The following is a 12,500-nucleotide window of genomic DNA, read 5'->3' on the forward strand; positions in this document are numbered from 1 at the left end:
CTGGGCCTTAGCCGCGCCCACAGAAGCGAAAGAGTTTGTCTGACACTTTGCGATTACAGGCACGGCTTATGGTTATACTCGGCCGGAAATAATAGCGCCCGGCCCTATAGAGGCCGGGCATATGGAGCCTGAGCGGTGCGGTGTTTAATCTCCCTAAGCATCTTATTGTGCCTGGCCGGCATCGGCGGCTCGGCCAGTGCCGCCCCCATAGTGTTGGAACGCGCCAGCAGCGGCTTGTCGCTGAATGCACAGATCGAGCTGCTGGAAGATATCGGCGGCCAGCTGACGATCGACGACATGACCGACCCGGCGGTGCAGCAACGCTTCCAGCCAGCCGCCGGACGCACCAGCGTCGGCCAGAGCCGCCACCCCTGGTGGATCAAGCTGCAGTTGGCGCGCGCCAGCGACGTGACGCGCGACTGGTGGCTGGCGGTCGGCGCCGTCACCCTGCTCGACCTCCGCGTTTATCTGCCGGACGACCGTGGCGGCTGGACCCAGCGCCAGGCCGGCGAGCGGGTCGCCTATGCCGCTGGCCGCGACCATGACTACCGGCGCATGCTGTTCCGCCTGCCCGAACTCGGCGAGCAGCCGCTGACGCTCTACCTGCGCAGCTACGACCCAGCCGGCAACTCCTTCCCGCTGAACATCTGGCAACTGAGCGACCTGGAACGGCAAGCGACTCACGAGAACCTCGCCCTCGGCCTGATCTACGGGGTGATCCTCGCTCTCCTACTGTATAACCTGTTCATCCTCCTAGCCCTGCGCGACCGCGCCTACCTCTGGTACGTGCTGGCCACGACCGGCGGTCTGGTGTTCATCCTCAGCATGACCGGGCATGGCTTCCAATACCTCTGGCCGGACGCCGCAGTGCCCGTCTGGCTCGACCGCATCACCCTACCCTCGCTGTGGGGCCTGTTCGTCACCCGTTTTACCCAGGAACTGCTCTACACCAAACGCGGCCTGCCCTGGGCTCATCGCCTCCTCGGCGCCGGCTGCGCCCTCTACCTGGTGGCCCTGCTGATCAACGCCCTCGGCCTGCGCGCCGAGGCCGCGTTGCTGATCGCCCTGATCCCCATCGCGACCGTACCCACCGCCCTGATCAGTGCCGGCATCCGCTGGCACCAAGGTTTCTTCCCGGCGCGCCTCTACCTGCTCGGCTACGGCGCCATCCTCACCAGCACCGTGATCCTGCTGCTGCGTGCCGCCGGCATCATCCAGCCGGGCAACTTCACCGCCTACCTGTTCCCCCTGGCGGTGGCCGCCGAATCGATCCTGTTCTCCTTCGCCCTGGCCTACCGCATCCAGATTCTCAAGCAGGAAAAAGCCGCGGCACTGGAGCTGGCCGACCGCGAGAAAACCGCGCGCCTGAGCCAGATGCAGGCCAGCGCCGACGAGTTGCAGACGGCCGTGGCCCTGCGCACCGCCGAGCTGGCCGCAGCCAATCTGAACCTGTGCGAGCGTGAGCAGGAGTTGCAGCACGCGGCCTTCCACGACCCGCTGACCGAGCTGCCGAACCGCCGCTATCTGATCGGACGCGTCGAAGTGGCGCTGGCCGATGCGCAACGGCGCGCGGAGACGGTGGCCCTGATGCTGATCGACCTGGATCACTTCAAGCCGATCAACGACAACTATGGCCACGACGCCGGCGACCTGATGCTGCGAACCATCGCTCAGCGCCTGCGCCAGCATGTGCGCAGCAACGACATGGTGGCGCGCCTGGGCGGCGACGAGTTCGCCGTGCTGATCGGCGGGCCGGAGGCGGAACAGCATGCTCGCGAGATCGCCGAACGCCTGCTCGCCGAGCTGGCCCAGCCGGTGCTCTACGGCGCGGCGCGGCTGGTGGTGACCATCAGCATCGGGGTGGCGCTCTACCCACGGCATGGTGAGCAGTTCGCCAGCCTGTACAAGGCCGCCGACGGTACGCTGTACCAGGTCAAGGCTCGCGGCCGCTCGGGCTTCGCCCTGTGTGGCGCCGATGGCGAGCTGAGCAGCGACGCCCGCCTGCAACTGGATGTGCTGAAGGTGCCGAGCGGGCTGCTTTGAGGAGCTGTCTACGAGCGTCACATCCAGGCTGGGTTTCATGAGGTGCATCCATGCACCTCACCCTGCGGGCAGCTGAAGCTGTGCAAAACGGCTTTCCTGCCGTTTTGTCGCTTCGCTCTACCCAGCCTACGACGCTACCGCCGCCTTATGCGCGGTAGCGCCGCGGTACCCGGGCGCTGACCTTGGTCAACAGCTCGTAACCGATAGTGCCGCAGGCCTGGGCCAACTCATCGACCGGCAATTGCGTGCCCCACAGCTCGACCGCATCGCCCAACTGCGCCTCGGGACAATCGGTCAGATCGACCGCCAACATATCCATCGACACCCGCCCCGCCAACGGCACGCGCTGGCTGCGCACCACCAGCGGCGTGCCGGAAGGCGCATGCCGCGGATAACCGTCGGCATAACCGCAACTGACAGTGCCTATCCGCGATGGCCGCCGCGCGACCCAGCCGGCACCGTAGCCGACACTCTCGCCAACCGCGACGTCGCGCAGGCCGATCAGTTGCGCGGTCAGGCTCATGGCCGGGCGCAACCCCAGCTCCTTGGCCGTCAGCTCGGCAAAAGGCGTGGCGCCATAGAGCATGATGCCCGGCCGCAGCCAATCCATATGCGCCGCCGGGATGGTCAGGATGGCGGCCGAGTTGGCCAGCGAGCGCTGCTGGAAATCCAGATCGAGCAGATCGAGGAAGGCCTCCACCTGCTGCTCGGTGAGCGGATGACCGCGCTTATCGGCACAAGCGAAATGACTGAGCAGATTGAGCTCGGCGACCTGCGTCGCGCCAGCCAGACGCCCATGCCAATGTCGCAGCCGATCAGCCGTAAAACCCAGCCGGTGCATGCCGCTGTCGAGCTTGAGCCAGACATTCAGCGGCCCCGGTAGCTGCGCGGCGAGCAAGGCCTCGGCCTGCTCCGCCCCCTGCACCACCACATCCAGCGCCAGCTGCGCAGCGGCCTGGTACTCCGCCGGCTCGAAGCAGCCCTCGAGCAACAGGACCCGCGCCTCGGCATTCACCAACCGCACCTCGGCCGCCTCTTCCAGGCAGGCCACCGCAAAGCCATCGGCCTCCGGCAGGCTGCCGACCACCTCGCGCACACCATGCCCATAGGCATTCGCCTTGACCACCGCAAACGCCTCACGCCCCGGCGCGCAGCGCTTGGCGAGCGCGTAGTTATGGCGAATGGCAGCCAGATCGATGGTGGCGATTAGAGGGCGCATGGAGGGAAGTCCTTGAAACGAAGAAGACAGGATGCACTAGGTGGAATCCCGGCTCGCCGAACCGTAGCGAGCGCCACCCAGGCAAGAAGCCCGGAGCGTAGCAACCGCAGTGGACTTAATGTCCATGAGGATGACTCACTACGCTCGCCCTTCGGGCCGCCCTCTGGGCGTTCAACGGCCAGAGGCCATTGTGCGAGCACCGCGCGACACAGCCTGGGTGACGCGCAGTAGGTTCGGGCCGGTGATTACTCGTTGTCGTCGAAATTGTAGCTGCCTGGGGCAAGATTCTCGAAGCGGGTGTACTTGCCGAGAAACGCTAAGCGGATAAAGCCGATCGGGCCGTTCCGCTGTTTGCCGATGATGATTTCGGCAATGCCCTTGTGCTCGGTCTCCGGGTGATACACCTCGTCGCGGTAGACGAACATGATCACGTCGGCGTCCTGCTCGATCGCACCGGACTCACGCAAGTCGGAGTTTATCGGACGCTTGTTCGGCCGCTGCTCCAGCGAGCGGTTGAGCTGCGACAGGGCCACTACCGGGCAGTTGAACTCTTTGGCCAGGGCCTTCAAGGAGCGCGAGATCTCGGAAATCTCGTTGGTCCGGTTGTCACCGCCGGAACCCGGGATCTGCATCAGCTGCAGGTAGTCGATCATGATCAAACCCACCTCACCATGCTCGCGGACGAGCCGGCGGGTACGCGCGCGCATTTCCGAGGGGCTGATGCCGGCGGTGTCATCGATGAACAGCTTGCGGTCATTGAGCAGGTTGACGGCCGAGGTCAGGCGCGGCCAATCGTCGTCGTCCAGCTGCCCGGAACGCACCTTGGTCTGATCGATGCGCCCCAAGGAGGAGAGCATCCGCATCATCAGCGATTCGCCGGGCATCTCCAGGGAGTACACCAGCACCGCCTTGTCGCTACGCAGTACGGCGTTTTCCACCAGATTCATGGCAAAGGTGGTTTTACCCATCGACGGACGGCCGGCGACTATGATCAAGTCGGCCGGCTGCAGGCCGCTGGTTTTGTCATCGAGATCGGTGTAACCGGTGGACAGGCCCGTGATGCCGGCGCCGGTATTGAACAAGGTATCGATACGATCGATGGCCTTGGTCAGCAGAGCGTTGACGCCGACCGGGCCGCCGGTTTTCGGTCGCGCTTCGGCGATCTGGAAGATCTGCCGCTCGGCCTCGTCGAGAATCTCAGCCGCCGCCCGGCCTTGCGGATTGAAGGCGCTGTCGGCGATCTCGTTGCTGATGCCGATCAACTGGCGCAGGGTGGCCCGCTCACGGACGATCTGCGCATACGCCTTGATGTTGGCCACCGACGGGGTGTTCTTCGCCAACTCACCGAGATAAGCGAGGCCGCCGGTCTGGGAAGTCTGCCCTTCCTTGTCCAGCTGCTCGGACAAGGTCACGACGTCGAACGGCTGATTGTGGTCGGCCAGTTTGGCGATGGCGCGGAAAATCAAACGGTGGTCATGCCGATAGAAGTCACCGTCGGACACCTGGTCCAACACCCGCTCCCAGGCGTTGTTGTCGAGCATCAGGCCACCGAGCACGGCCTGTTCGGCCTCGATGGAGTGCGGCGGCACCTTGAGGGCGGCGGTTTGCAGATCGTACTGCTCGGGGGCGGAGATATCGTTCATGGCCACACGGAATCAGGGGTACAGAAAGACAAAAGGCACGACTCCGCTCACGCGGGGCCGTGCCCGATGTTAACCGCCCGGCACTCGAGGTGCTAGGCGATTGGTGTTGCTTAGGCAGCCACCACGATAACGCGGACGGTTGCTTCAACGTCGGAGTGCAGGTGCACAGCAACGTCGAACTCGCCAACATTACGGATAGTACCGTTCGGCAGACGAACTTCGCTCTTCGCCACTTCCACGCCAGAGGCGGTCAGGGCATCGGCGATGTCGTGAGTACCGATCGAACCGAACAGCTTGCCTTCGTCACCGGCGGTGGCGGTGATGGTCACCTCCAACTCAGCCAGTTGGGCGGCGCGAGCTTCAGCAGAAGCTTTCTTGTCTGCAGCCAGCTTTTCCAGCTCGGCGCGACGCACTTCGAACGCAGCAACGTTCGCAGCGGTAGCGGCGGTGGCTTTGCCTTGCGGCAGCAGGAAGTTACGGCCGTAACCGGCCTTAACGTTCACCTTGTCGCCCAGGTTGCCCAGGTTGGCGATTTTTTCCAGCAGGATGACTTCCATTTGGGTCTTACCTCTTAACTTTTAACCTTCACCGTTCGCAGGGCCGGCGCCGTTCTTGCGCGCCAGGCGTCCGCGAAAATCAATCAGACTGTCGACAATGGCCAATACCACGAGTAACGGATAGATCAACTGCATAAACAGCAGCAGGGTTACGTACAACCCGACCAGCCAGAACTTGCCTAGTCGCCCTTCAGCCACCAGCCCATGCAACAAGGCCAGCCCGGCGAACGCCAACGGCACGCTGCACAACGGTGTCAGCATCGCCAACTGCGACCCCAGACTGGGCCCCAGCAACATGCTCACCAGCAGCAACATCGCCAGCGGTGACGGCAGTCGCAGCGCGCGAAACTCGCGGCCAAAACCACCAGGGTTATACAACGCCGCCTGCCAATAACGCCCAAGCATCAGGCATAGCAGGCTGACGATCTGCAGCACAGCTGCCAACAATCCGGTCAGTACAGGCGCCAGCAAGGCATCCAGATGCGCTCGCTCATCCACCGATAACTGCTGGTGGAGCTCACCGAGTGCTTGTGGCAAGAGTTTCTGCAACTCCCCCACCAGCGCCTCGATGAATTCGCGGAACTCCGCACCCAAGACCAAGCCATACACCAGGCCTAAAGCCACGCTGCAAAGCAGCACACGAGTCCAGGACTGGCCGGCGCGCAACAACAACGCCAGCCCCAGCGACCCGAGCAGCACCAACAAGGTGCGCGGCTCGCCGAAATACCACCAGACCAAAGCCGGTAGCAGGGCCCAAACCAGGATGCCAACGGCATCGCTCAGACCGCGCCGCAGCAGCACCAGGCAACCTGCGGCAGCACTTAACCAGAACAGCAGCGGCAACGCCGCGGAACCCACCACTACGAGAGTGGCCTGCATGCGACCGCGCATGATGAACTCAGCTAAGGCGCGCATGCGATCTATCCCTTACTTCTTGTCGACCGTCCGGTCTCAGCGGCCGTGGCTGTCGGTGTAGGCCAGCAGGGCCAGGAAGCGGGCGCGCTTGATAGCGGTGGCCAGCTGACGCTGATAACGAGCCTTGGTACCGGTGATACGGCTAGGAACGATTTTGCCGGTTTCGGACACATAGGCTTTCAGAGTGTTGAGATCTTTGTAATCGATCTCCTTCACGTCTTCAGCGGTGAAACGGCAGAACTTACGACGACGGAAGAAACGTGCCATGAGAGTGGCTCCTCAATAGATCCGTGGATTACTCGTCAGCGTTATCGCTGTCGCTGTTGTCACTGTCATCGCCATCGACGGAGTCAGCGCTTTCAGGACGATCACGACGCTCGCGGCGCTCGCTACGATTTTCCTCAGCCTTGAGCATCTCGGACTGGCCGGTTACGGCTTCGTCGCGACGGATGACCAGGTTACGGATCACGGCATCGTTGTAACGGAAGTTGTCTTCCAGCTCAGCCAGGGCCTTGCCGGTGCACTCAACGTTCAGCATCACGTAGTGAGCCTTGTGAACATTGTTGATTGCGTAGGCCAGCTGACGGCGGCCCCAATCTTCCAGGCGGTGAATTTTGCCGCCGTCTTCTTCGATCAGCTTGGTGTAACGCTCAACCATGCCGCCGACTTGCTCGCTCTGGTCCGGGTGAACCAGAAAGATGATTTCGTAATGACGCATAAATGCTCCTTACGGGTTGTAGCCTGCCGCCAAAAGCGGTCAGACAAGGAGTGAATGACACTGTGTGTCTTGCCGAACTGAAAGGCACATAAGCGCCTGCCGTCACGGCAAGGGGCGCCATTCTAGAGAAGGGCCCTGGGCCGCGCAAGGCAATTGGTGATTATTTGAACAGCAGGCTCAGGCTAGACCAGGGCTTTGGAGCCGCCCTGACCTAGCCTCGAACAGACTTACTTCGGTGCCTTGGCGCGACGCTGACGCATGGCCTCGAACAGGCAGACGCCCGTGGCGACAGACACGTTGAGGCTGCTGACGCTACCGGCCATCGGCAGACGCACCAGGTAATCGCAATGATCGCGAGTCAGCCGGCGCATGCCCTTGCCTTCGGCACCCATGATCAAGACGGTCGGGCCGGTCATATCCTGCTGATAGAGCTCCTGCTCCGCCTCGCCCGCCGTACCGACCACCCACAGACCGCGCTGTTGGAGTTTTTCCAGGCTGCGCGCCAGATTGGTCACGGCCACCAGCGGGATCACCTCCGCCGCGCCACAAGCCACCTTGCGCACCGTGGGATTGAGGGTGGCCGACTTGTCTTTCGGCACGATCACCGCCAAAGCCCCCGCCGCATCGGCCGTACGCAAGCAGGCACCGAGGTTGTGCGGATCGGTCACGCCGTCCAGCACCAGCAACAACGGCGGGCCTTCGGCGCGATCCAGCAGCTCCTCGAGCATCGCCTCGCCCCACACCTGGCTGGGGCTGACCTCCGCCACCACGCCCTGATGCACACCCTCGACCCAGGCATCCAGCTCACGGCGCTCGGCCTGGCCTACCGACACACGCGATTGCGCCGCCAGCTCGATCAGCACCTGTACGCGCGGATCATTGCGACCCTCCGCCAGCCAGATCTGCTTGACCCGCTTGGGGTGATGGCGCAGCAGCGCCTCTACGGCATGCACGCCGTAGATTTTTTCCAACTGACTCATGACTTGGCCTTAGGTTTACGCGCCCCGCCGCTCTTCCCGGCGGGCGCAGAGCCGGACTTGGCCGGCCCTTTACGATGACTGCTTGGCTTGCCCGGCTTGGCTCCGTTTTTGGCTGGCGCGGCAGCACCCGCCTTAGCCTTGCCTGAGCGACCGCCGCCCTTGGCCTCGGCCAGCAGCGCCTGCTTCACCTCACGGCTTTTTCTCACATCGGTATTGGCCAGGAGCGCATCGCCCTGGGCCGAGGCGGTCTTCTCCGCCCGCTCGCGACCGCCTTTAGCGGCAGGCGCAGCGCCACGGCCCTTACGACCGATCGGCGCATCCATCACGCTTTGCGCCAGCTCGAAGTCGATCTTGCGCTCGTCCAAATCGACGCGCATCACCCGCACGTCGACACTGTCGCCCAGACGGAAGCTGCGCCCCGTACGCTCGCCAGCCAGGCGATGATGGACCGGGTCGAAGTGGTAGTAGTCGCCCGGCAACGCCGTGACATGCACCAGACCCTCGACGTAGATGTCTTTCAACTCGACGAACAGACCAAAACCGGTCACCGCGGTGATCACGCCCGGGAAGGTCTCGCCGACGCGATCTTTCATGAACTCGCATTTGAGCCAGTTCACCACATCGCGCGTGGCCTCATCCGCGCGCCGCTCGGACAACGAGCACTGCTCGCCCAGTTGCTCCAGCGCCGGCTCGTCGTAGGGGTAGATCCGCGCCTTCGGAATCGTCATCGCGCCTGCGCGCTTAACGTGTGGTGTATCGGCCTTGGAGCGAATCACGCTGCGAATCGCACGGTGGGTCAGCAAGTCCGGATAGCGGCGGATCGGCGAAGTGAAGTGGGTATAGGCCTCGTAATTCAAGCCAAAGTGGCCCTGGTTGTCGGCGCTGTACACCGCCTGGCTCAGCGAACGCAGCATCACCGTCTGAATCAGGTGATAGTCCGCACGCTCGCGAATGCTCTCGAGCAAGGCCTGGTAGTCCTTGGGCGACGGGCCTTCTTTGGCCTTGCCACGGTGCAAGGACAAGCCGAGCTCGGTCAGAAAGGCCTTCAGCTTCTCCAGGCGCTCTGGCGGCGGGCCGTCATGCACGCGATAGAGTGCGGGGATTTCGTGCTTCTTGAGGAACTCTGCGGTGGCCACGTTGGCGGCCAGCATGCACTCCTCGATCAGCTTGTGCGCATCGTTACGCGTGGTCGGACGGATTTCCGCGATCTTGCGGCCCGAGCCAAAGATGATGCGGGTTTCCTGGGTCTCGAAATCGATGGCCCCACGCTCGTGGCGCGCCGCCAGCAACACCTGATAGAGCGAATAGAGCTGCTTGAGGTGTGGCACGACGTCCGCGTACTCGCTACGCAGTTGCTTGGCTTCAGCGCTTTTCGGCTGCTCCAGGATCGCGCTGACCTTGTTGTAGGTCAGCCGCGCATGGGAGTGGATCACCGCCTCATAAAACTGATAGTCGGTCATTTTGCCGGTTTTCGAGATGGTCATCTCGCAGACCATGGCCAGCCGATCGACCTGCGGATTCAGCGAGCACAGGCCATTGGACAGCTGCTCCGGCAACATTGGCACCACGCGCTCGGGGAAATACACCGAGTTACCGCGTACCTGGGCCTCTTCATCCAGAGCCGAGGCGATTTTGACGTAGTGGGAAACGTCGGCGATGGCCACATATAAGCGCCAGCCACCGGAGAACAGGCGCCAATTGCTGCCGTTCTTCTCGCAAAACACCGCGTCGTCGAAGTCGCGCGCATCTTCACCGTCGATGGTGACAAACGGCAGATGACGCAGATCGACACGCTTCTCCTTGTCTTTCTCTTCGACCTCCGGCTTGAGCTTGGCGGCTTCTTTGAGCACGACCTCCGGCCACACATGGGGGATGTCGTAGCTACGCAGCGCGACGTCAATCTCCATCCCCGGCGCCATGTAGTTACCCACCACTTCGACCACATCACCCTGGGGCTGGAAGCGCGGGGTCGGCCAGTGGGTGATTTTCACCTCAACGAACTGACCCTGTTTGGCGTTGGCGTTACGCCCCGGCGTGACCAGCACTTCCTGCTGGATCTTCGGATTGTCGGCAACCACGAAGCCGATGCCGCTTTCTTCGTAGTAGCGACCGACGATGCTTTCATGGGCCCGGGCAATCACTTCGACAATCGCCCCCTCGCGGCGACCACGCCGATCGAGGCCGGAAACTCGCGCCAAAGCACGGTCGCCATCGAATACCAAGCGCATCTGCGCAGGGCTCAGGAACAGGTCATCGCTGCCGTCGTCGGGGATGAGGAAGCCGAAGCCATCGCGATGGCCACTGACGCGACCGAGGATCAGATCGAGCTTGTCCACCGGCGCATAGGTGCCGCGGCGGGTGTAAATCAACTGGCCATCGCGCTCCATCGCACGCAACCGACGACGCAGGGCCTCCAACTGCTCTTCAGTGGTGAGGCCAAATTCTTCCACCAGTTGCTCGCGGTTCGCCGGCGAGCCGCGATCGGCGAGGTGCTGCAGAATCAGCTCGCGACTGGGGATGGGGTTTTCGTATTTTTCCGCTTCACGGGCGGCCTCGGGATCGAGGGATTGCCAATCGGCCATTAGAGAGAGTTCGCCTTATCTATATAAAGTATTTTTGCCATGCGCCTATTGAAGCGCGAAAACGCTATCTTGGTCTGCCCGATGGCATGAATAAAGTTTTTTTTCACATCAGGGGTTTACAACCTTTCAGCTGGTCCGTATATTTCGCGCCCACAACGACGGCAAACGTTGTTGTAGTTGAAAGTAGATGAGCAATCAACGAAATCAACGCCCAGGTGGCGGAATTGGTAGACGCACATGGTTCAGGTCCATGCGGTGGCAACATCGTGGAAGTTCGAGTCTTCTCCTGGGCACCAATTACATACCAAGGATCTACCAATCCTTGGAAACAGAGAAACCGGCCTAGTGCCGGTTTTTTTGTGCCCGCGAATCGACACAGCACTTGCACACCTCCGCCGAAACGACCCTACGGCAATATCGCCCCACAAAAAACCGAGCACCTGCAAAGCCTCGCCAGCCTGCGCGACAGCCCCCTAAAACGACAAAGGGCCGCACATGGCGACCCTTTGTCAGATTACAGCACTCAGGCGAACGGATGACGCAGCACTATGGTCTCGTTGCGATCCGGGCCGGTGGAGATGATGTCGATCGGCGCGCCGACCAACTCCTCCACACGCTTGATATAGGCCCGCGCATTGGCCGGCAGCTCATCCAGGCTCTTCGCCCCCAGCGTCGACTCGCTCCAGCCCGGCACCTCCTCGTACACCGGCTGCAGGCCGATATAGCTGTCAGCATCGGTCGGCGCATCGATCACGGCACCGCGCTCATTCTTATAGCCGACACAGATGCGGATAGTCTCCAGACCATCGAGCACATCGAGCTTGGTCAGGCACAGGCCGGAAATGCTGTTGATTTCGATCGCGCGACGCAGGATGACCGCATCGAACCAGCCGCAGCGACGTGCACGGCCCGTGGTCGCACCGAACTCATGACCACGCTTGGCCAGGAAAGCGCCCACCTCGTCGAACAGCTCGGTCGGGAACGGGCCAGAACCAACCCGGGTGGTGTAGGCCTTGGTGATGCCGAGAATGTAATCCAGATACATCGGGCCAAAGCCGGAGCCGGTGGCGATGCCGCCGGCGGTGGTGTTGGAGCTGGTGACGTAGGGGTAAGTACCGTGGTCAATATCCAGCAGCGAGCCTTGAGCCCCCTCGAACATGATGTCCTTGCCGTCACGACGCAGGTCGTGAAGCACAGCCGTCACGTCAGCCATCATCGGCCTCAGCAGCTCGGCATATTCCATGCACTCATCCAGGGTTTTCTGGAAGTCGATCGCCGGCTCTTTGTAATAGTTGACCAGCACGAAATTGTGATAATCGAGCAGCTCGCCGAGTTTGGCGGCGAAACGCTCGCGGTGGAACAGATCACCGATGCGCAGGCCGCGCCGGGCCACCTTGTCCTCGTAAGCCGGGCCGATACCACGGCCGGTGGTACCGATCTTGGCTTCGCCACGGGCTTTCTCGCGCGCCTGGTCCAGCGCCACGTGATAGGACAGAATCAACGGGCAAGAAGGACTGATACGCAGGCGCTCACGCACCGGCACACCTTTTTCTTCCAGCTTGATGATCTCGCGCATCAGCGCATCCGGCGCGACTACCACGCCGTTACCGATCAAGCACTGCACGCCTTCGCGCAAAACGCCAGACGGAATCAGGTGCAGCACAGTCTTCTCGCCGTCGATCACCAGGGTATGACCCGCGTTGTGACCGCCTTGATAACGCACCACGGCAGCGGCATGCTCGGTTAGCAGATCGACGATCTTGCCTTTGCCCTCATCACCCCACTGGGTGCCCAGGACTACGACATTCTTACCCATAACACTTGTCCTCTTCGCGGAAGCTTG

General features: G+C 62.3%; 10 protein-coding genes and 1 tRNA gene. 2 read left to right on the plus strand and 9 right to left on the minus strand.

Going from position 1 to position 12,500, the window contains the following annotated elements:
• Window positions 1-135: 135 nt before the first annotated feature.
• On the plus strand, window positions 136-2,043 hold the full coding sequence (locus tag FFS12_RS12125; RefSeq protein ID WP_372239463.1) for a diguanylate cyclase domain-containing protein: 1,908 nt from the start codon (window positions 136-138) through the stop codon (window positions 2,041-2,043).
• A gap of 145 nt (window positions 2,044-2,188) precedes the next feature.
• Here FFS12_RS12125 and alr read toward each other — a convergent pair whose 3' ends face one another.
• The 8 genes from alr to rnr form a co-directional block, all read right to left on the minus strand.
• Complete coding sequence (gene alr, locus FFS12_RS12130) at window positions 2,189-3,262, minus strand: alanine racemase (protein ID WP_137887055.1); 1,074 nt, start codon at window positions 3,260-3,262, stop codon at window positions 2,189-2,191.
• A gap of 245 nt (window positions 3,263-3,507) precedes the next feature.
• Window positions 3,508-4,905: a replicative DNA helicase gene (gene dnaB / locus FFS12_RS12135; protein ID WP_137887056.1), complete on the minus strand. Its 1,398-nt coding sequence runs from the start codon at window positions 4,903-4,905 to the stop codon at window positions 3,508-3,510.
• Window positions 4,906-5,015: 110 nt separating this feature from the next.
• Complete coding sequence (rplI, locus tag FFS12_RS12140; protein ID WP_137887057.1) at window positions 5,016-5,462, minus strand: 50S ribosomal protein L9; 447 nt, start codon at window positions 5,460-5,462, stop codon at window positions 5,016-5,018.
• A gap of 21 nt (window positions 5,463-5,483) precedes the next feature.
• Window positions 5,484-6,377, minus strand: a complete 894-nt coding sequence (locus FFS12_RS12145; RefSeq protein WP_137887058.1) for a hypothetical protein — start codon at window positions 6,375-6,377, stop codon at window positions 5,484-5,486.
• Window positions 6,378-6,413: 36 nt separating this feature from the next.
• The gene (gene rpsR, locus FFS12_RS12150; protein ID WP_002551829.1) at window positions 6,414-6,644 is read right to left on the minus strand and encodes a 30S ribosomal protein S18; all 231 of its coding nucleotides are present in this window, start codon (window positions 6,642-6,644) and stop codon (window positions 6,414-6,416) included.
• A 28-nt stretch (window positions 6,645-6,672) separates the two neighbouring features.
• The gene (gene rpsF / locus FFS12_RS12155; RefSeq protein WP_137818578.1) at window positions 6,673-7,095 is read right to left on the minus strand and encodes a 30S ribosomal protein S6; all 423 of its coding nucleotides are present in this window, start codon (window positions 7,093-7,095) and stop codon (window positions 6,673-6,675) included.
• A 227-nt stretch (window positions 7,096-7,322) separates the two neighbouring features.
• Window positions 7,323-8,075 (minus strand): 23S rRNA (guanosine(2251)-2'-O)-methyltransferase RlmB, encoded by a 753-nt coding sequence (rlmB, locus tag FFS12_RS12160; protein WP_137818579.1) that lies wholly within the window; start codon window positions 8,073-8,075, stop codon window positions 7,323-7,325.
• Window positions 8,072-10,657: a ribonuclease R gene (gene rnr / locus FFS12_RS12165; RefSeq protein WP_137887059.1), complete on the minus strand. Its 2,586-nt coding sequence runs from the start codon at window positions 10,655-10,657 to the stop codon at window positions 8,072-8,074. The genes rlmB and rnr overlap by 4 nt, the downstream gene beginning before the upstream one ends.
• Before the next feature lie 209 nt (window positions 10,658-10,866).
• Between rnr and FFS12_RS12170 the strand changes: the two genes are divergently transcribed.
• Window positions 10,867-10,953, plus strand: a tRNA-Leu gene (locus tag FFS12_RS12170).
• A gap of 227 nt (window positions 10,954-11,180) precedes the next feature.
• Here the strand turns inward: FFS12_RS12170 and FFS12_RS12175 are convergent.
• On the minus strand, window positions 11,181-12,473 hold the full coding sequence (locus FFS12_RS12175) for an adenylosuccinate synthase (RefSeq protein ID WP_137887060.1): 1,293 nt from the start codon (window positions 12,471-12,473) through the stop codon (window positions 11,181-11,183).
• Window positions 12,474-12,500: the final 27 nt, after the last annotated feature.

This window comes from Pseudomonas sp. 2FE (genome assembly GCF_005503735.1).
Lineage (GTDB): Bacteria > Pseudomonadota > Gammaproteobacteria > Pseudomonadales > Pseudomonadaceae > Aquipseudomonas.

Excerpts from the sequence above, each read along its gene's own strand:
- alr (WP_137887055.1), bottom strand. The coding sequence starts at position 3,262 with ATGCGCCCTCTAATCGCCACCATCGATCTGGCTGCCATTCGCCATAAC.
- dnaB (WP_137887056.1), bottom strand. The coding sequence starts at position 4,905 with ATGAACGATATCTCCGCCCCCGAGCAGTACGATCTGCAAACCGCCGCC.
- rplI (WP_137887057.1), bottom strand. The coding sequence starts at position 5,462 with ATGGAAGTCATCCTGCTGGAAAAAATCGCCAACCTGGGCAACCTGGGC.
- FFS12_RS12145 (WP_137887058.1), bottom strand. The coding sequence starts at position 6,377 with ATGCGCGCCTTAGCTGAGTTCATCATGCGCGGTCGCATGCAGGCCACT.
- rpsR (WP_002551829.1), bottom strand. The coding sequence starts at position 6,644 with ATGGCACGTTTCTTCCGTCGTCGTAAGTTCTGCCGTTTCACCGCTGAA.
- rpsF (WP_137818578.1), bottom strand. The coding sequence starts at position 7,095 with ATGCGTCATTACGAAATCATCTTTCTGGTTCACCCGGACCAGAGCGAG.
- rlmB (WP_137818579.1), bottom strand. The coding sequence starts at position 8,075 with ATGAGTCAGTTGGAAAAAATCTACGGCGTGCATGCCGTAGAGGCGCTG.
- rnr (WP_137887059.1), bottom strand. The coding sequence starts at position 10,657 with ATGGCCGATTGGCAATCCCTCGATCCCGAGGCCGCCCGTGAAGCGGAA.
- FFS12_RS12175 (WP_137887060.1), bottom strand. The coding sequence starts at position 12,473 with ATGGGTAAGAATGTCGTAGTCCTGGGCACCCAGTGGGGTGATGAGGGC.